Origin of the sequence: Streptomyces sp. NPDC049541 (assembly GCF_044465725.1) — a bacterium.
Lineage (GTDB): Bacteria > Actinomycetota > Actinomycetes > Streptomycetales > Streptomycetaceae > Streptomyces.
This window is the reverse complement of sequence record NZ_JBITLY010000003.1, coordinates 497,254-515,661: the sequence shown is the minus strand read 5'-3', so window position 1 is coordinate 515,661 and position 18,408 is coordinate 497,254. Positions and strand designations below refer to the sequence as shown.

General features: G+C 72.2%; 16 protein-coding genes. 10 read left to right on the top strand and 6 right to left on the bottom strand.

Annotated features, from left to right (window positions below; genetic code table 11):
* On the top strand, positions 1-855 hold the full coding sequence (locus ACIBW9_RS14665; protein WP_389072268.1) for a transglutaminase domain-containing protein: 855 nt from the start codon (positions 1-3) through the stop codon (positions 853-855).
* A gap of 15 nt (positions 856-870) precedes the next feature.
* Here ACIBW9_RS14665 and ACIBW9_RS14660 read toward each other — a convergent pair whose 3' ends face one another.
* Positions 871-1,752 (bottom strand): LysR family transcriptional regulator, encoded by an 882-nt coding sequence (locus ACIBW9_RS14660; RefSeq protein ID WP_398954803.1) that lies wholly within the window; start codon positions 1,750-1,752, stop codon positions 871-873.
* A 161-nt stretch (positions 1,753-1,913) separates the two neighbouring features.
* Here ACIBW9_RS14660 and ACIBW9_RS14655 point away from each other — a divergent pair, with 161 nt between their 5' ends.
* From ACIBW9_RS14655 to ACIBW9_RS14620, 8 genes are all read left to right on the top strand, one after another.
* The gene (locus ACIBW9_RS14655) at positions 1,914-2,366 is read left to right on the top strand and encodes a pyridoxamine 5'-phosphate oxidase family protein (RefSeq protein ID WP_398954801.1); all 453 of its coding nucleotides are present in this window, start codon (positions 1,914-1,916) and stop codon (positions 2,364-2,366) included.
* Positions 2,367-2,439: 73 nt separating this feature from the next.
* On the top strand, positions 2,440-3,738 hold the full coding sequence (locus ACIBW9_RS14650) for an ATP-grasp domain-containing protein (RefSeq protein ID WP_398954799.1): 1,299 nt from the start codon (positions 2,440-2,442) through the stop codon (positions 3,736-3,738).
* A 1-nt stretch (position 3,739) separates the two neighbouring features.
* The gene (locus ACIBW9_RS14645) at positions 3,740-4,999 is read left to right on the top strand and encodes an MFS transporter (RefSeq protein WP_398954797.1); all 1,260 of its coding nucleotides are present in this window, start codon (positions 3,740-3,742) and stop codon (positions 4,997-4,999) included.
* Positions 5,000-5,199: 200 nt separating this feature from the next.
* Complete coding sequence (locus tag ACIBW9_RS14640) at positions 5,200-7,002, top strand: GH3 auxin-responsive promoter family protein (protein WP_398954795.1); 1,803 nt, start codon at positions 5,200-5,202, stop codon at positions 7,000-7,002.
* Positions 6,999-7,865 (top strand): alpha/beta hydrolase, encoded by an 867-nt coding sequence (locus ACIBW9_RS14635; RefSeq protein WP_398954793.1) that lies wholly within the window; start codon positions 6,999-7,001, stop codon positions 7,863-7,865. The genes ACIBW9_RS14640 and ACIBW9_RS14635 overlap by 4 nt, the downstream gene beginning before the upstream one ends.
* Positions 7,862-9,064, top strand: coding sequence for an enolase C-terminal domain-like protein (locus ACIBW9_RS14630; RefSeq protein WP_398954791.1), 1,203 nt, complete (start codon positions 7,862-7,864; stop codon positions 9,062-9,064). Before ACIBW9_RS14635 ends, ACIBW9_RS14630 begins: the two co-directional genes overlap by 4 nt.
* The gene (locus tag ACIBW9_RS14625; protein WP_398954789.1) at positions 9,061-10,260 is read left to right on the top strand and encodes a PLP-dependent aminotransferase family protein; all 1,200 of its coding nucleotides are present in this window, start codon (positions 9,061-9,063) and stop codon (positions 10,258-10,260) included. Before ACIBW9_RS14630 ends, ACIBW9_RS14625 begins: the two co-directional genes overlap by 4 nt.
* A gap of 14 nt (positions 10,261-10,274) precedes the next feature.
* Complete coding sequence (locus ACIBW9_RS14620) at positions 10,275-11,075, top strand: carbon-nitrogen hydrolase family protein (protein WP_398955231.1); 801 nt, start codon at positions 10,275-10,277, stop codon at positions 11,073-11,075.
* Positions 11,076-11,081: 6 nt separating this feature from the next.
* Here ACIBW9_RS14620 and ACIBW9_RS14615 read toward each other — a convergent pair whose 3' ends face one another.
* Positions 11,082-12,197, bottom strand: a complete 1,116-nt coding sequence (locus tag ACIBW9_RS14615; RefSeq protein WP_398954787.1) for a sugar ABC transporter substrate-binding protein — start codon at positions 12,195-12,197, stop codon at positions 11,082-11,084.
* Positions 12,198-12,492: 295 nt separating this feature from the next.
* Between ACIBW9_RS14615 and ACIBW9_RS14610 the strand changes: the two genes are divergently transcribed.
* A complete protein-coding gene (locus tag ACIBW9_RS14610) occupies positions 12,493-14,151 on the top strand; it encodes a PA14 domain-containing protein (protein ID WP_398954785.1) in 1,659 nt (552 codons plus the stop codon).
* Between the two features lie 75 nt (positions 14,152-14,226).
* Here ACIBW9_RS14610 and ACIBW9_RS14605 read toward each other — a convergent pair whose 3' ends face one another.
* The 4 genes from ACIBW9_RS14605 to dnaK are packed head-to-tail and all read right to left on the bottom strand — an operon-like array spanning position 14,227 to position 18,400.
* Positions 14,227-14,673 carry a heat shock protein transcriptional repressor HspR gene (locus tag ACIBW9_RS14605; RefSeq protein ID WP_344406058.1) on the bottom strand — a complete coding sequence of 149 codons (447 nt, stop codon included), beginning with the start codon at positions 14,671-14,673 and terminating at the stop codon, positions 14,227-14,229.
* Between the two features lie 5 nt (positions 14,674-14,678).
* Positions 14,679-15,845, bottom strand: a complete 1,167-nt coding sequence (gene dnaJ / locus ACIBW9_RS14600; protein WP_398954783.1) for a molecular chaperone DnaJ — start codon at positions 15,843-15,845, stop codon at positions 14,679-14,681.
* Between the two features lie 57 nt (positions 15,846-15,902).
* A complete protein-coding gene (gene grpE, locus ACIBW9_RS14595; protein WP_390694732.1) occupies positions 15,903-16,559 on the bottom strand; it encodes a nucleotide exchange factor GrpE in 657 nt (218 codons plus the stop codon).
* Positions 16,556-18,400, bottom strand: a complete 1,845-nt coding sequence (gene dnaK, locus ACIBW9_RS14590; RefSeq protein WP_266957944.1) for a molecular chaperone DnaK — start codon at positions 18,398-18,400, stop codon at positions 16,556-16,558. Before dnaK ends, grpE begins: the two co-directional genes overlap by 4 nt.
* Positions 18,401-18,408: the final 8 nt, after the last annotated feature.

Here is an 18,408-nt window from a genome sequence, read left to right as displayed (position 1 = left end):
ATGACCGCCGAACGCGTACGCCGCCTCCGCATCGAGCACACCACCCGGGTCTCCTACGCCCAGCCCGCGGCCTCCTCGCACAACGAGGTCCGCATGACCCCGCTGACGCTCCCGGGCCAGACCACCCTGGACGCACGGGTCACCGTCAACCCCACCACCTCCACCTGGTCGTACTGGGACTACTGGGGCACCCAGGTCACCGGCTTCGACCTGATGGACCCGCACGGCGACCTCACCATCACCGCCTCCAGCCTGGTCGAGACGTCCCCTCCGGGGGCGCTGCCGCCCGCGCCCACCTGGGCCGAGGTGGCCGAACGCATCGCGAACTCGCGCCTGTTGGAGTTCGCGAGCCCCACCGGCCGTACGACGGTCCCGGCGAAGCTGGTGAAGAAGGCACGGAAGGCGGCGGCCGGCCTCGACCCGCACGAGACGGCGGTCGCGGTCTCCGCCCTGGTCGCCGACCGGGTGTCGTACCTGCCCGGCGCCACCAGCGTGAACACCTCACCCGCGGAGGCCTGGGAGCAGGGCGCGGGCGTCTGCCAGGACATCACCCATCTCACCGTCGCGCTGCTGCGGGGCGTGGGCCTGCCGGCCCGTTACGTCTCCGGCTACCTCCACCCGGAGCGCGAGGCCGAACTGCACCGGCCCGTCGCCGGGCAGAGCCACGCCTGGATCGAGTACTGGGCGGGCGACTGGTGCGGCTACGACCCCACCAACCGCACCCGCGCCGACGAGTCCCATGTCGTGGTGGCCCGCGGCCGCGACTACGACGACGTCACCCCGCACAAGGGCATCTACCGGGGTGTGGCGGGCGGCCCGCCTGACGTGTCGGTGGTGTTCACACGCGTGGGGTGAGCCCGTGTCGTGCCCCTATCGGGGCGTCTGCCGTACGTACGACGCGAACCTGGCCAGCACCGGGTTCGGGTCGTCCGTGCGGTGGGCGAAGGAGACGGCGTAGCGGGGCGGATGCTCGGCGAAGTGACGGATGACGACCCCGGGCGGGCAGAGTTTGCGGGCGCGGCCGAGATCCATCACGGAGACACCGGTGCCCTCGGCGACGGAGGCGACGACCTGCTCGAAGTCCGGCTCCTCGGCGGCGAGCTGCGGAGGCCCGTCCGGCCAGACGTCGGCGACGAGTTCCTCGTACAGCGTGGGTCCCGCCTCCCGCGGCCACAGCACGACCGGCAGTCCGCGCAGATCGCGGCGGGTGAGGCGGTCGCGGGCGGCGAGGGGGTGGTCGGCCGGGAGGATCACCGCGGCCTCCTCCTCGGCGACGACGGCGGCGGTGATGCCCGGTTCACGGATGATGCCGCGCACGAAGGCGGCGTCGAGGCCGCCGTCCCGCAGCAGGCGCAGGCACCAGGACGACATGCCGGTGGTCACCGACACCTGGACGTCCTGGTGGTCCTTGCGGAAGCGGCGGATCACGTCGGTGATGCGGTCGTCGGCGCCCGAGCGGGAGTAGGCGAGGCGGAGCCTGCCGTGGGTGCCGTCGGCCACCGCCCGTACCCGCTCGCCCAGTTCGTCGGCCGCCGCGAGCAGTGGCTCGGCGCCCTCCAGCAGCGCCCGGCCTGCCGGGGTGAGGGTGACGCCCTGGGGGCCCCGGTCGAGCAGCGACGCCTTCAGCTCCTGCTCCAGCACCTTGATCTGCTGGCTCAGCCCGGGCTGCGCGATGCTCAGCTCCGCGGCGGCCCGCCCGAAGTGCCGGTGCCGGGCGAGCACCACGAAGTACCTCAGGCGGCGCAGTTCCATACGCGCATCGTAGGCACCGCGGACCGGCGGCACGGGCCGTCCCGCGCACAGTTCATGGCCCGTACACACATCGCCTGAGCAGGGCCCGATAAACAAGGCTGATCGGCGGCGAGAAAACCTGTATTGGACCTGCGCGAAGGCGCCCCGCACGCTGGGACGACATGAGTGAGCGGGGGAAGGACCAGCAGGTGCGTGCCATGACGCGGGCGGAGCGCGAGGCGTTCCTGGCCGAGCCGCACATCGCCGTCGTCAGCGTCACGGGCGAGGCCGGGCGCGGCCCGCTGTCCGTACCGCTCTGGTACGGCTACACACCCGGCGGCGACATCACGCTGATCACCGCGCTGGACAGCCGCAAGGCCGCGCTGGTGCGCCGGCACGGCCGGCTCTCCCTGTGTGTGCAGCGGACCGAACCGCCGCGCACATACGTCAGCGTCGAGGGCCCGGTGGTGGAGTTCCGCGCCCCGGCCACGCTCGACGAGCGGCGGTCGCTGGCACACCGCTATCTGGGTGCGGCGGCGGGCGACGCGTTCGTCGAGGCGAGCGCGGGGCGGACCGCCAGGTCGGTGCTGATCCGGGTCCGGCCCGAGCACTGGATCTCCCGCGGCGCGTCCTGAGCCCGTGCCGGCCGTGCCACCTCCCCGGCCACTCCCCCACACCCATCACCACCCCAGCAGAGGGGAAGCACGCGTGGCCCACCTCGTCTTCGTCGAGATCACCGCGTTGGGCGTCCAGTCCATCGCGCACGCCAAGCGGCTCGGTCACGAAGTGACCCTGCTGCGTTCACCGCTGTACGACTTCGTCACCCCGCCCGCCGAGCGCGCGCGGGCCGAGGAGCTCGCGGACCGGACCATCCACTCGGACGACCTCCAGGACGTCGACCGGCTCCTCGGGCTGCTGCACGGGCACGGCATCGGACGCGGGGACGTGGACGCCGTCCTGTCCACCCTGTCCCTGTGCGTGCTCGCCGCCGCCCGGCTCGCCGAGCGGCTCGGGGCGCGCGGCACTCCGTACCAGGCCGTCGCCGCCGCCCGCGACAAGGGCCGCTGCCGGGAGATCCTGCGCGAGACGGGCGTGCCGAGCCTGGGATTCGCGGTGGTGATCACGCTGCCCGAGGCTCTGGAAGCCGCCGCGGGCATCGGCTACCCCGTGGTGATCAAGCCGGTGTCGGGCGTCGGCAAGGCCGTCACCAGCATCGTCGAGACGCCGGACGGACTGCGCGCCCACTTCGCCGCCGCCGCCGAGGAGCTGCGGTCGATGCAGCCGGGTCTGGCGGCCGAGCTGGACGAGCGGTACATCGTCGAGGAGCTGGCGGTCGGCGAGCTGTACTCGGTCGAAGTGGCCGCGGACGGCGAGCGGTTCACCCCGCTGGTGGCGGTCGGCCGCAAGATGGGCCGCGACAACCCGGTGCTGGAGCTGGGCTGCACGGTCCCGTCGGGGCTGCCCGCGCCCGAGGAGGCCGAGCTCGGCGCGTACGCGGCCCGGGTCTGCGAGGTCCTCGGACTGGACCTCGGCATCTTCCACGTCGAAGTCATGCGTACGGCGAAGGGGTTCCGGCTCGTGGAGGCCAACCCGCGGATCTCCGGGGGCTCACTGCCGGACTCGGTGCGGATGGCCACCGACCACAACGTCTTCGAGATCCTGGTCGATCTGTTCCTGGGTGCGCCCGCGCCCGAGCACCCGCTGCCGTGGCGCCGGGCGGCCAGCCACACCTTCCTCGCCGCCGCGCAGGACTCGGTCGTGCCGGGGGACCTGTCGGCCGACTGGTTCGAGGAGTTCCGGCCGCGTCTGCACTCGGGCTGGAGCCGGGCGGAACCCGGGGCCCGGCTGCGGGCGATGAACGGCAACTTCGACACCTTCGGCATGATCCGGGTGGTCGGTGACGACGCCGACCGGGCCGCCGAGGAGGTCGCGGCGGTGCGGCGGGACATCGAGAAACGGCTCGGCTTCGCGCTGACGGCGGTGGCCGAGGCGCGGGGCGACGGCTGACATGGGCGCCTCGCGCGGCACCACCCTCGTCCGCTATCTCCTCACCGCCTCCCTGGTCCGCACCGCGAGCGGCGGCGCGGCCGTCGGCCTGTTCACCCTGACCGTCCGCACCGGCGGATCGGGCGGTGCGGCCCTCGGCGGGCTGCTCGCCGCCCTGCTGACCGCGCCGTACGTGGCGGGGCCGTGGCTCGCGGGTGTGCTGGACCGGGCCCGCGACGGGCGTCGGGTCCTGGCCGTCTCCTTCGTGGTGTTCGGTCTCGCGCTGGCCGCGGCCGCGGCGCTGCTCGGGCGCGTCCCGTTCCTCGCCGTGGCCGGGCTCGTCACGGTCGCCGGGCTGTGCGGGCCGCTGGTGACGGGCGGGCTGAGCAGCCGGCTCGCCGCCGTGGACGGCTGGGACGAGCGGGGGCGGCGCCGGGCGGAGGGCTGGGACTCGGCGACCTACGGCATCGGCAACACCTTCGGGCCCGCGGCCGTGGGCGCGGTCGGGGCAGCGCTGGGTGCGCGCGCCGGGGTGCTGTGTCTGGGCGGGGCGGCGGCGGTGGCCGCGCTCACCGTGCTGACACTGCCCGTCGGAGCGCCGGCCGCGAAGGGACGGGCAGGCCCGCTGCGGGTCCGGCAGACCTTCCGGATCATCGCGACCGTAGGCCCACTGCGCCGAGTGATGCTGGCGATGGCGCTGACCGCGCTGGTCGCCGGTGGCATCACGGTCGTGGCGACCACGCTCGGGCACCGGCTCACCGGCAGCGCCGACGCCGGCGCCGCACTGGCCGCCGTCTACGGCTTCGGTTACCTCGCCGGGTCGGTCGTGGCCGGCATCGTGCCGCTGCGGGGCGAGCCGGAGAGGACGTCGACCGTGCTCGTCGCGGTGAGCGCGGCCGCGGTGGCCTGCTGTGCCGCCGCGCCCGGCTATGCGGTCGCCGTGGTGACCTTCGCCGCCACCGGGGCGGCCAGTGCCCTGCTGTTCACGGCGACGCTCGCGGTGCGCGCCGTGTATGCGCCGGCGGAGGCCCGCGCCCAGGTGTACGTGTCCATGGGCGCCCTCAAGATGGCCGTCTCCTCGGCCGGCACCGCCCTCGCGGGCAGTCTGATGGGCCTGGGCCCGCGGACGCTGCTGGGCGCCGGCTGCGCCGTGACGGTTTTCGCGCTCGCGGGGGTGCTCGGAGACCGGCGCCTCAGCGGACGAATGAATTCCACATTGCCGCGGAGGCGGAATTCATCCCGACGCAACAATAGCCCTACATTGCCTTCCGAAATTTCTTGACGGACAGCAGTGAAACCGCAAATAATCATGTCCATGCGCAACTTCTGTCGCACTTCTCGCTGATCCTGCCGCGCCGGCGCCGTCTTGCGCCCACCCCGTCCACGGCAGTTGACAAGCATCCTCACCACCGGCTCCCCCACCAGGCGAAACCGGTAATTCCTGCTGTACCTGCACACGTGAATCCCGACCAGAGGACCAACATGGCAGCCTTGGCCGCACCCGCAGTGAATTCGGCCGCCCCTTCCCCCACGCCTTGCTCGTGCCACGCGTTCGGTCTCCGCACCCAGCACGCCCTGCAAAGCCTGCGGAAAGTATTTGCAAATCCCGGACCCGTCGCCCGGAATGTATTCGAGGACATTCTCGACCAGTGCGCGGACACGGAGTTCGGCCGCGCCCACGCACTGCACCGCGTCCGCACGGTGGACGAGTGGCGCCGGGCGGTGCCGATCCAGCAGTACGAGGACGTCGAGCCGTACATCCGCCGCGCCCGCCAGGGCCTGCCCGCGGTCCTGACCCGCAGCCGGCCGTACGCCTTCCTGAAGACCTCCGGCTCCAGCGGCACCCCCAAGCACATCCCCACCACCCGGCACTGGCGCGACCACTACCGCGGGCCCGCCCTGTACGCGCAGTGGGGCCTTTATTTCGAGGCGCTCGCGGAGGCGGACGCGCTCTCGGCGCCCGCCGCGCACATCCCGCAGGTCCTCGACCTGTCCTGGGAGCGCACCCCGGGCCGCCCCGGGCCGGACGGCGAGCAGCCCGTCTACAGCATCTCCAACCGCCCCGCGGCGGTCGGGTCCCGAGACTGGCTGCCGCCCTGGTACGACGAGCCGTGGCTGCTCGCCGAGCCGGGCGAGGGCTGGGAGGCGGCCCTGTACCGCAAGCTGCGGCTGCTCGCGGGCAGCGACGTACGGGCCGTCGTGGCCCTCAACCCGTCGAAGATCATCAGCCTCGCCGAGACGCTGGCCGGGTCCGGCGAGCGGCTGGTGGCCGACCTGCGCGACGGCACCCTGGGCGGCCGCCCGCACCCCGCCGTCACCCCGGACCGGGAGACCGCCGACCGCCTGGCCGCCGTCCTCGAAGCGACCGGCGGCGTCCCCGGCCTGACGGATCTGTGGCCGCGCCTGGACCTCGCGGTGGCCTGGAACTCCGCGTCCGCCGCCCTGTACCGGGACTGGCTGGCGGAGGTCCTGCCCGGCGTGCGGCGGCTGCCGTTCAGCACGACCGGCACCGAGGGCATCGTCACCCTCCCCGTGGACGGCCATGCCTCGGCCGGCCCGCTCGCCGTGGGCCAGGGCGTCTACGAGTTCGTCCCCGTGGACGGCCCGCGGGCGTCCGAGGGCAGCGACTCGCTCGCGCCGGACGCGGAGACCGTCCTCTTCGACGAGCTGGAGAGCGGCCGGGAGTACCGCCTGGTGATGAGCCAGGCCAACGGACTGCTCCGCTACGACGTCGGCGACGTGTACCGCGTGGCCGGCCACTACGGCGCCACCCCGCGCCTGGAGTTCACCGGCCGGGCCGGCTTCCGTGCCTCCTTCACCGGCGAGAAGCTCACCGAGACCCAGGTCCACGAGGCCGTCGTGTCCTCACTGCCCGAGGGCCTGGGCGGGCGCCCCCTGTTCACCTGCGTGCCCGTGTGGGGCGCACCACCGCGCTACCACGTGATCATCGAGGGGGCCGCCGACCTGGGCCCCTCCACCCTGGAGAACTTCGCCCAGGACATCGACAGCGCGCTGCGCCGCATCAACATCGAGTACGGCGAGAAGCGCGCCTCCCGCAGGCTCGGCCGGATCGAGGTCGTCGCCACCGAGTGGGGCGCGTTCGCCCGCGCCTCGGAGGAACGGCTGCGCGCCCGCGGCACCTCCTCCAACCAGGTCAAGCACCACTGGCTGCAACGGGACCGGGAGGTGCTGGACGCCCTGACGGAGCGGGGGCTGCTCAGGGCAGGCACGGCACCGGGACTCCGGCTCACCGCCGCCTCCGCCGAGGCCGGTGCCGTCCGATGAGCGCCCTGACCACGCGCGCCCACGACCGCGCCACGCTCGCCCTCACCGCCTCCGACGGCACCGAACTCGCCCTGCACCACTGGTCACCCGACCGCCCGCCCCGCGCAGCCGTCTTCTACGTCCACGGCATCCAGAGCCACGCGGGCTGGCTCTTCGAGACCGGCCCCGAGCTCGCCGCGCGCGGCCTCGCCGTGTTCGCCCTCGACCGGCGCGGCAGCGGCACCAGCGGCGGCCCCCGCGGTCACCTCCCCTCGGCCGCGCAGGTCACCGACGACTACGCCAGGGCCCTCGCGGCGGTGCGGGCGCGAACGCCGGGCCTGCCGCTGACAGTCGTCGGCCAGAGCTTCGGCGGCAGCGTCCTCGCGGCGCTCGTCACCGAGGGGCACACCGCCGACGCCCGCCTGGTGTTCTGCGCGCCCGCGCTGGGCCAGCAGCGCTCCCGCCACGGCAGCGGCGAGGCCCTGGCGGCCCTGCGCTCGGCGGGCGGCCTCGGCACCGCGCCGCTGACACTGGCCGACGCGGACTACACGGACGTCACGGCGTACCTGGACTTCATGGCCAACGACATCCTGATGATCCGCCAGGTCACCGCGGCCACCCGGGCGGTGATGGTGCAGCTGGAGGACGTCTACATGCGCGGCGGCACGTGGGACGCCGATCCGTCCGGACCTCCGGTGCACTTCGTGCGTCCGCAGCACGACGCGATCATCGACCTGGACACCTCCTGGCAGGTCCTGACCGGACTGACCCGGCGCGCGGCCGCCGTCGACTTCGCGGACTCGGGTCACTACGTCGAGTTCTCGGCGGCCCGGCACCGCTACTGGGACTGGCTGGCCGCGACGGCCACCGGGAGCACGCGATGAGCGGCCTGCCGTCCCCCGTCGAGGTGTTCACCGCCGAGGTCCCGATGGCCCGCCCCTTCGCCCACGCGGCGCACTCACGCCGTACCTCCCGCTCGGTCCTGGTCCGCTGCACCCTGGCGGGGGCGACCGGCTGGGGCGAGGGGGCGCCGCGGACGTACGTCACCGGGGAGAGCCTGGAGTCGGCGGTGCGGGCTCTCCTGCATGCCCGGCTCCCGGAGCTGGAAGGGGTGTTCTCCGGCTCCTTCGAGTCCGGTGTCCGGGGGCTGGCCGCCCTCGACCTGCCCGCCGCCCTCGGCACCCCCGGGCACCCGGTCCCGGCTGCCGCGGCCGCCCTGGAGACGGCCCTGCTGGACGCCTGGTGCCGGGCCCACCGCCGGGGCGCGGCGGACGCCCTCGCGTTGGTGGGCGGGGAGGTGTTGCACGCTCAGCCGCGGGTTCCGGTCTCCGCCCTGGTCGTCGACGCGACCCGTACGCCCTCGGAGCTGCTCGGCGCCCTGCCGGCCGAGGCACGCTCCCGCCTGACCCATGTCAAGGTCAAGGGCCTGCCCGACCTCAGGGCAACCCGTGAACTCGCCCTGTCGACAAGGGAGTTGACCGACCGCGCCCGCACCACGGTCTCCGTGGACGCCAACGGCGCCTGGCCGCCCGCACAGGCCCTGGAGGCGGCCGCCCTCCTCGCCGACACGGTCGACTGGCTGGAGGAACCCACCCGCCCCCGCGACTGGGCCACCCTGCACCGCATCCAGCGGGAGGCCGGCTGTCCCGTGATGCTGGACGAGTCGGCGGTCGTCCCCGCCGACCTCGACGAGGCGATCCGGCACGCGGCGGCGACGTACGTCAACGTCCGGGTCTCCAAGTGCGGCGGCCCGCTGGCGAGCCTGCGCATGCTGCGCCACGCCCGCACCCTCGGCCTGCGCGCCCAACTCGGCGTGCAGGTGGCCGAGGTGGGCCCCCTGTGGGCGGCGGGCCGACTGCTCGCGGCCCACGTCGAGGGCCTCGTAGCCGTCGAGTCCGGCCGCCAGGACGAGTGGTTCCCACCGGACCTGACGATCCCGCCGTACACCATCGACCGCACCCACCACCACGCCGCCCCCTTGCCAGGCCCGGGCTTCGGCCTGGTCCCCTCAGCCCGTCTCCTCAGGGACCACGCCCGCCCGGTCACCGAAGCGCCCCGACTGACGACAAGGACCCCCGCATGACCACCGCACTCACCACCTCCGCCCCCGCCACCCTGATCTCCTCCCGTATCGCCGCCCTCTCCCTCTCCTCCCCCTACGCCGTCCCCGCCCGCAGGCCGGGCCCGGACTTCGTGAATCTGGTCAGTGGTGCGCCCGCCGTCGAGGCGCTGCCGCTGGCGGCGATCAGGGAGGTGACGAACGACCTGCTGGCCGGTCCCGACACGGGTGGCCCCGCGCTCGCGTACGGCCCGAATGCCGGTGATCCGGCGCTGCGTTCGCTCATCGCCGCCCGCGAGGGTGTGGACCCCTCCCGGGTGCTGATCACCAACGGCGGGCTGCACGGCACGGCACTCGCGCTCCAGGCGGTCGCCGAGCCGGGTGACGTGATCGTCGTGGACGACCCGGTGTTCCCCGACACGATCCGCATCATCGAGAACACCGGCGCCGACATCCACCCCGTCCCTGTGGGCCCGCACGGCCTCGACGTCGACGTCCTCGCCGAGCGGCTGCGCGGCGGGCTGCGCCCCAAGGCCGTCTACACCGTTCCGGACTTCCACAACCCGGCCGGCGGACTGCTGCCGTACGAGAAGCGCCTTCATCTGGTCGAACTCGCCGAGCGGTACGGCTTCTTCGTCCTGTCCGACAACCCGTACCGGCACTTCGCCCCCGACGGCCGCAGCGAGCCCGACTTCCCGCTGGACAGCGACCGGGTGGTGGTCGTGCAGACCTTCGCCAAGACGCTCGGCCCCGGTCTGCGGCTGGGCTGGCTGATCGCCCCCGAGTGGCTGGCCCCGCACGTCATCAACCTGCGGCGCCGCTACGACTTCCAGAGCTCGACCCTCTCCCAGGCCATCGCCCGCACCCTGCTCGCCCGCGAAGGCTGGTTCGACCGGCTGCTCGCACACGGCAGGGAGATCTACCGGGAACGCGCCGAACTCACCGTCCGCAGCCTGCGCGAGGCAGGCGACCGGCTGGAGTTCGACGACCCCGCGGGCGGCTTCTTCGTCTGGGCGAAGGTCAGCGGCGGCCTCCCGGCCGCCGAACTGCTTGCCGAACGGGCCCGGGAGGCCGGGATCGTCTACTCCGTCGGCACCTTCTACGACCCGCTCCAGCAGGGGCGGTACGCCGACCACGTGCGGATCGCCTACTCGGCCGCCCGGCACGAGCACCTGGTGGCCGGGCTGGACCGCCTGACGACCGTCCTCAAGTCCCTGTGACCGCGCCCGTGACGCTGCGCGTCGCGCTCGGCCAGCTCGGCAGCACCGCGGACCCCGGCGCGAACCTCCTCCTCGTGGAGCGGGAGGTCGCCCGGGCCGCGGCCGCGCGGGCCCAGCTGCTGGTGCTGCCGGAGGCGACGATGTGCCGCTTCGGCGTACCGCTGCGGCCGGTCGCCGAACCGCTGGACGGCCCGTGGGCGACCCGGGTGCGGGAGCGCGCGGCCGGCGCCGGACTCACCGTCGTGGCCGGGATGTTCACTCCGGCCGCCGACGGGCGCGTCCACAACACGGTGCTCGTGGCCGGCCCGGACGGACTCCTCGGGCACTACGACAAGATCCACCTCTACGACGCGTTCGGGCACCGCGAGTCCGACACGGTCGCCCCCGGCACCGAGCCGCTGACCGTGGAGGTCGGCGGCGTCCGGATCGGCGTGGCCACCTGCTACGACATCCGCTTCCCCGGCCTGTTCACCGAACTCGCCTCGCGCGGCGCCCTGCTGACGGTCGTGCCCGCCTCCTGGGGCGCGGGCCCCGGCAAGCTCGACCAGTGGACGCTGCTGGCCCGCGCCCGGGCGCTGGACTCCACCAGCTTCGTGGTCGCCTGCGGCCAGGCCGATCCGGGCGGGACCGAGGACGGTGGTGCGGCGCCCACGGGTGTCGGCGGCAGCCTGGTCGTCTCACCGCTCGGCGAGATCCGCGCCCGGCTGGGCCCGGCCCCGGACTTCACCTGCGTGGACCTCGACCTGCGGGAGGTGGGCCGGGCGCGGCGGGCCGTGCCGGTACTGGCCGGGGGACGGCCGGTACCGGTGGCCTGAGCGCCGCTACTTGAGGCCGATGGCCGCGCACTCCGAGGCGAACTTCGACGTGCAGATCTGGGAGACCTTGTAGATGCCGTCCGCGACGACCGTCGACTTGATGTTCTTCTTCGTCAGCGCGGTCACGGTGACGAGCTGCGCGGGGATGCCCTTGTCGGTGGGGCTGTCGACGGTGTCCTGGGTGAGGGCCTCGAACTCGATCTCCTTGCCCTGCACCTTGGCCACCGCCATCTGCGCGGCCGCCGCGGCCTCCTGCGGGTACGACTTGTACACGCTCATGTACTGCTCGCCCGAGACGATCCGCTGCACCGCCGCGAGTTCGGCGTCCTGGCCGGTGAGCGGCGGCAGCTTGGTGACGCCGGCGTCCTCCAGTGCCTTGACGATGCCGCCGGCCATGCCGTCGTTGGCGGAGTAGACGGCGGCGATGTTGCTCTTGCCGATCGCCTCGATGGCCGCCTTCATGTTGGCCTGGGCGTTCTTCGGGTCCCAGTCCTTGGTGTCGTAGGACTTGGCGATCGTCACCTTGCCGTTGAGCTCGGACAGGGCGCCCGCCTTGAACTGCTTGGCGTTCGGGTCGGTGGGCGAGCCGTTCATCATGACGATCTTGTCGGAGGTGTCGACCCCGCTGCCCAGCGCCTCCAGCAGGGTGCGGCCCTGGACCTCGCCGACGAGCTCGTTGTCGAAGGAGATGTACGCGTCGATCGGGCCCTCGGCCAGCCGGTCGTAGGCGATGACCGGGATACCGGCGTCCTTCGCCTTCTTCACCTCACCGGCGATGGCGTGCGAGTCCACGGCGTCCAGCAGGATGATGTCGACCTTGTCGTCGATCATCTTCTGCATCTGGGCCGCCTGCTTGGCCGCGTTCTGATCGGCGTTCTGGTAGTCGACCTTGCCCTGCTGCCTGGTGAGGGAGGCGACCTGCTTCTTGATGATCGGGTAGTCGAAGTCCTCGTACCGGGTGTTGGCCGTCTCCGGCAGCAGCAGCCCCACGGTGACGTCGTTGCCCTTGGTGGGGCTCGCCGAGCTGCTGTCCCCCGACACGTTCAGCACGCCGCAGGCGGAGAGCGACAGAGTCATCGTGGACGCTGCCACGACGATGGCGGTACGACGCGTGGAACGCATGGAGGAGCTCACTTCTGGTGTCTTCCGGACGCGGGCGCAACGTGCGACCCAGGTGACTGAAAAGCCAACGCGGAGCGGCCCCCAGGCGTCAAGCGCAACTACTTAACGAGTGCGCAACGCAACACTCCGCCGACCATGTAAAGACATGACGGAAACGCCTCCAAAGGTTCTTTACGGACTCTCCATGCAACCGCAGGCAATCGGCAGGCAAAGATCCGTACAACCAACGCGATTGCTCACGAGTCGTGATCACGGCAGCCTGCATCAGCCGTTCCCATCCCGACCAGAGGACCGAATGAACCCAGCCAGACCCACGACCGCGGCGGCCACGTCCGCCGTCGTGCTCGCCACCGCGGCCGGTCTGCTCTCCGCGACGGCCGCTCCGGCCACCGCCGCGACCACCTGCGCCTCGCCCGTCTACATGCGCCAGTTCTTCGCGAACACGTCGTTCTCCGGCACCCCGAAGAAGACGGACTGCGACGGGGCGATCGACCAGAACTGGGGCACCGGCGCCCCGGCCTCCGGTCTGCCGAGGGACAACTTCGGCGTCCGCTGGACGGTGACGAGGGACTTCGGCTCGGGCGGCCCCTTCGCCCTGCCGGTCGCCACCCAGGACGGCATCCGCGTCCACCTGGACGGCGTACGCAAGGTCGACCTCTGGAAGAACGTGTCCACGACGGTGAAGAAGACCGTCAACATCACGATCCCCTCCGGCCGGCACACCCTCCGCGTCGACTACGTCAATTGGACGGGCACGGCGAACGTCTCCTTCGCCTACAAGCCGCGCACCTCCGCCGACGTCGACAAGGTCAGCCCCCTTGCCCCGACGGGAACTTCGGTCGCCTACGACTCCACCGCCGGCAAGGCGAAGTTCACCTGGCCGGGGAACAAGGAGATGGACCTCGCCGGCTACCGCGTCTACCGGCGGCTCAAGGGCACGCCGTTCGGCGCTGCGCCGCTTGCGACGACGACCTCGACGTCGTACACCGACACGAGCCTGCCGGTGACCGGCGGCACGTACTACTACGAGGTGCGTGCCTACGACAAGGCGGGCAACACCTCGGCGGGTTCGGCCGACCAGGGCGTGACGACCGCCGACCGGACGGCGCCCGCGCAGGTCACCGGTCTCACGGCCAAGGGCACCACGGCGGGCAACACGGTGGCGTGGGAACCCTCTTCGGCGGCGGACGTGCACCACTACGAGGTGTGGGGCGCGCCGGAGGGGCAGCAGGACCCGGACGGGCCCGAGACCGTGTTCGGGACGTCCTTCACGGACGTCACCGCCGGGACGGGCACGGCCTACACGTACACGGTGCACGCGGTCGACGGGGCCGGGAACGTCTCCCCGGTCTCCGCAACGGTGACGGCCACGCGCCCCGAACCCAGCGGCACGCCCGCCCCGACCGGGCTCACCAGCGTCCTCCACGACGACAGGACCGAGATCCACTGGGTGCTCCCCGAGGACGCCCCCCAGTACCGGGTCTACCGCCGCACCGACGGCGGCTGGACGGCCATCGCCAACCTGCACGGCGGCTGGTGGGAGGACCGCCTCGCCCCGGCGGGCAAGGCGTCCTACTACGTCGTCGCCGTGGATGCCGGCACGGGGGCCGAGTCGGCGCCCTCCGCGGAGATCACCGTCGACCGGCTCGCCCGGGCCACCCCGTTCGGCCCGGCCGCACCGCAGCTGACGCTGGTCACGGCGGGCATCCCCGCCCGGCAGGCCGTCCAGATCAACGCCGCACCCGGCGCGGGTGACGAGGGGCGGGTGCTGAAGGGCTACTCCTGGGAGATCAGCGGCGCCTGCGGCGACAGCGGCACCCTGCTGTCCGCGACCGGCTCCCTCTCCTGGACACCGCCCTACAACGGGCCTTGCACGGCCACCGTGTACGCCGTGGACCCCTACGGGCGGCAGAGCGAGCAGAGCTCGTCGCTGGAGTTCTTCGTCGGCCGCTGACACGGTCACCCGCACCGGCCGGCATACGGAAGGGGCCCGGAGGTTCGACCTCCGGGCCCCTTCCGCACACGTACCTCAGTCCTGCTGCCGCTTCGGCCGCCACACCACCAGCGCGCTGGTCTGCTGCACCTCCTGGTACGGGACCAGATCGCGGCGGTACGACGCATGCACCGCCGCCTCGCGCTGCTGCATGGCCGCCGCCGCGCCCTCGACCGCCGACTGGAGTTCGGCGACGCGCTGCTGGAGCGCGGCGACCTGGTTCTCCAGTTCGATGATCCGCTTGATGCCGGCCAGGTTGATGCCCTCGTCCTGCGACAACTGCTGGACGGTGCGCAGCAGTTCGATGTCGCGGGCCGAGTAGCGGCGGCCGCGGCCGGGGGTGCGGTCGGGCGAGACCAGGCCGAGGCGGTCGTACTGGCGCAGGGTCTGCGGGTGCAGGCCGGAGAGCTGGGCCGCCACCGAGATGACGTAGACCGGGGTTTCCTCGGTCAGCTCGTACGGGTTGCGTCGACGGCCGTCCATCTTGGTCATGCTCCCTTCGCGGCCTTGAACAGCTCCGCCCGCGGGTCCTCGCCCGCGGTCGCCTCGCGATACGCCTCGAGTGCGTCACGAGCCTTCCCCGTCAGGTCCGCCGGGACACTCACCTCGACGGTGACCAGGAGGTCGCCGCGGGTGCCGTCCTTGCGGACCGCGCCCTTGCCGCGGGCGCGCATGGTGCGGCCGTTGGGCGTGCCCGGGGGCAGCTTCAGGGTGACGGGCGGGCCGCCCAGGGTGGGGACCCTGACCTCGCCGCCGAGCGCCGCCTCCGCGAACGTCACCGGGACGGTGACGGTGAGGTTGTCGCCCTTGCGGCCGAACACGGGGTGCGCGTCCACATGCACCGTGACGTACAGGTCGCCCGCAGGGCCGCCCCGCTCGCCCGGTGCGCCCTTGCCGCGCAGCCGGATGCGCTGGCCGTCCGACACCCCGGCGGGGATGCGGACCTGCATGGTGCGCGAGGACTTGGCGCGACCCGAGCCCTTGCAGACCTCGCAGGGGTTCTCCGCGATCAGACCGCGGCCCTTGCAGTCCGGGCAGGGGTCGGTGAGCGAGAAGCCGCCGCCGGAACCCCGCGCGACCTGGCCGGTGCCGACGCACGTCGGGCACACCCGCGGGTTGCCGTTCGCGTCGCCGGTGCCCGAACAGGCCTTGCAGGGCGCCTGCGAGGACATGCGCAGCGGGACCGTCGCCCCCTCGATCGCCTCGGTGAAGCTGAGGCTGACCTCGGTGTCGATGTCCTGGCCGCGCCTGGGCTGCACCCGGGTCGTACCGGAGCTGCCCCGGTTGAACAGGCCCCCGAAGACGTCACCGATTCCGCCGCCGAAGCCTCCGGAACCCGCCTGGCCTCCGAAGAGGTCGCCCAGGTCGAAGTTGAAGGAGCCGCCCGCGCCGCCCGGCCCGGGGCGGAAGCCGCCGTTGCCGAAGAGGGCGCGGGCCTCGTCGTACTCCTTGCGCTTCTTGGGGTCGCCGAGCACGTCGTTCGCCTCGGAGATCTCCTTGAAGCGCTCCTCGGCCTTGGCGTTGCCCTTGTTGGCGTCCGGGTGGTTCTCGCGGGCGAGCTTCCGGTAGGCCTTCTTGATCTCGGCCTCGGTGGCGTCCTTGGGGACGCCGAGGACCTTGTAGTAGTCCTTCTCGATGAAGTCCTTGGTGCTCATCCCCGACGCCCCTCCTCTCTCATCGATACAGCGGTCGGTGCTGCGACCGGTTCAAGCTCAGCCCTCGTCCGGGCCACCGCTCTCCTTGTCGTCGGCCGCCTCGGTCGCTTCTTCGGCCTTGACGGTCTGGGCGCCGGGCTGCGGCTCGGCGACGGCCACCCGCGCGGGGCGGATGGTGCGCTCGCCGAAGCGATACCCGGGCTGCAGAATCGCCACGCAGGTCGTCTCCGTGACGTCCGGCGCGTACGAGTGCATCAGGGCCTCGTGGATCGTCGGGTCGAAGGGCTCGCCCTCCTTGCCGAACTGCTGCAGTCCCATCTTCGCCGCGACGGTCTCCAGCGACTCCGCGACGGACTTGAATCCGCCGACGAGTTCGCCGTGGTCCCGGGCGCGGCCGATGTCGTCGAGCACGGGCAGGAGCTCGGTCAGGAGGTTCGCGATGGCGATCTCCTTGACCGTGATCCGGTCCCGCTCCACCCGGCGGCGGTAGTTCTGGTACTCGGCCTGGAGCCGCTGGAGGTCCGCCGTGCGCTCGCCGAGCGCCGTGCGCACCTGGTCCAGCTGGGCCGTCAGACCGGCGATCTGTGCTGCGTCCCCGGCCGGGGCCGCCCCCTCCCCCGAGGAGGGGGAGGCGGCCTGCGGCTCGGCGTCGTCGGGGGTGGCGCCGGAGGGGACGTCGGGCTTCTCGTCGAAGCCCGGGGTCTCCTCCGTCACGCGGCACCGTCCTTGCGCTCGTCGTCCACGATCTCGGCGTCCACCACGTCGTCGTCGGCCTTCGGGGCCTCGGCGCCCGCGGCACCGCCGGCGGCGGCCTGCGAGGCCTGGGCGTCGGCGTACATGGCCTGGCCCAGCTTCTGCGAGACGGCCGCGACCTTCTCGGTGGCGGTGCGGATCTCGGCGGTGTCCTCGCCCTTGAGAGCGGTCTTCAGCTCCTCGACGGAGGCCTCGACCTCGGTCTTGATCTCGCCGGGGACCTTGTCCTCGTTGTCCTTGAGGAACTTCTCCGTCTGGTAGACGAGCTGCTCGCCCTGGTTGCGGGTCTCGGCGGCCTCGCGGCGGGCGTGGTCCTCCTCCGCGTACTTCTCGGCCTCCTGGCGCATCCGGTCGACCTCGTCCTTCGGCAGCGAGGAGCCGCCGGTGACGGTCATCTTCTGCTCCTTGCCCGTGCCCAGGTCCTTCGCGGTCACGTGCATGATGCCGTTGGCGTCGATGTCGAAGGCGACCTCGATCTGCGGGACACCGCGCGGGGCCGGCGGCAGACCGGTCAGCTCGAACATCCCGAGCTTCTTGTTGTACGCCGCGATCTCGCGCTCGCCCTGGTAGACCTGGATCTGCACGGAGGGCTGGTTGTCCTCGGCGGTGGTGAAGATCTCGGACCGCTTGGTCGGGATCGTCGTGTTCCGCTCGATGAGCTTGGTCATGATGCCGCCCTTGGTCTCGATGCCGAGGGACAGCGGGGTCACGTCGAGGAGCAGGACGTCCTTGACCTCACCCTTGAGGACACCGGCCTGCAGGGCGGCGCCGATGGCGACGACCTCGTCCGGGTTGACGCCCTTGTTGGCGTCCTTGCCGCCGGTCAGCTCGCGGACGAGCTCGGCGACGGCGGGCATACGGGTGGAACCGCCGACGAGGACGACGTGGTCGATCTCGTTGATGGAGATGCCGGCGTCCTTGATGACGTTGTGGAACGGCGTCTTGCAGCGCTCCAGCAGGTCGGCCGTCAGCTGCTGGAACTGGGCGCGGGTGAGCTTCTCGTCCAGGTGCAGCGGGCCCTCGGCGGACGCCGTGATGTAGGGCAGGTTGATCGAGGTCTCGGTGGACGAGGACAGCTCGATCTTGGCCTTCTCGGCGGCCTCGCGCAGACGCTGCAGGGCCATCTTGTCCTTGCCGAGGTCCACGCCGTGACCGCCGGCGAACTGCTTGACCAGGTAGTCGACGATGCGCTGGTCCCAGTCGTCACCACCGAGGTGGTTGTCGCCGTTGGTGGCCTTCACCTCGACGACGCCGTCACCGATCTCCAGGAGGGACACGTCGAAGGTGCCGCCACCGAGGTCGAAGACGAGGATCGTCTGGTCGTCCTTGTCGAGGCCGTACGCGAGCGCCGCCGCGGTCGGCTCGTTCACGATGCGCAGGACGTTCAGACCGGCGATCTCGCCGGCCTCCTTCGTCGCCTGGCGCTCGGAGTCGTTGAAGTAGGCCGGGACGGTGATGACCGCGTCGGTCACCTTCTCGCCCAGGTAGGCCTCGGCGTCCCGCTTCAGCTTCTGCAGGATGAACGCGGAGATCTGCTGCGGGTTGAAGGGCTTCCCGTCGAGCTCGATCTTCCAGTCCGTGCCCATGTGGCGCTTCACGGAACGGATGGTCCGGTCCACGTTCGTGACCGCCTGGCGCTTGGCGACCTCGCCGACGAGCACCTCACCGTTCTTCGCGAAGGCGACGACGGACGGCGTGGTCCTGGCACCCTCGGCGTTGGTGATGACGGTGGGCTCGCCGCCCTCCAGAACGCTGACGACGGAGTTAGTCGTGCCCAGGTCGATGCCGACCGCACGTGCCATGGTGAATT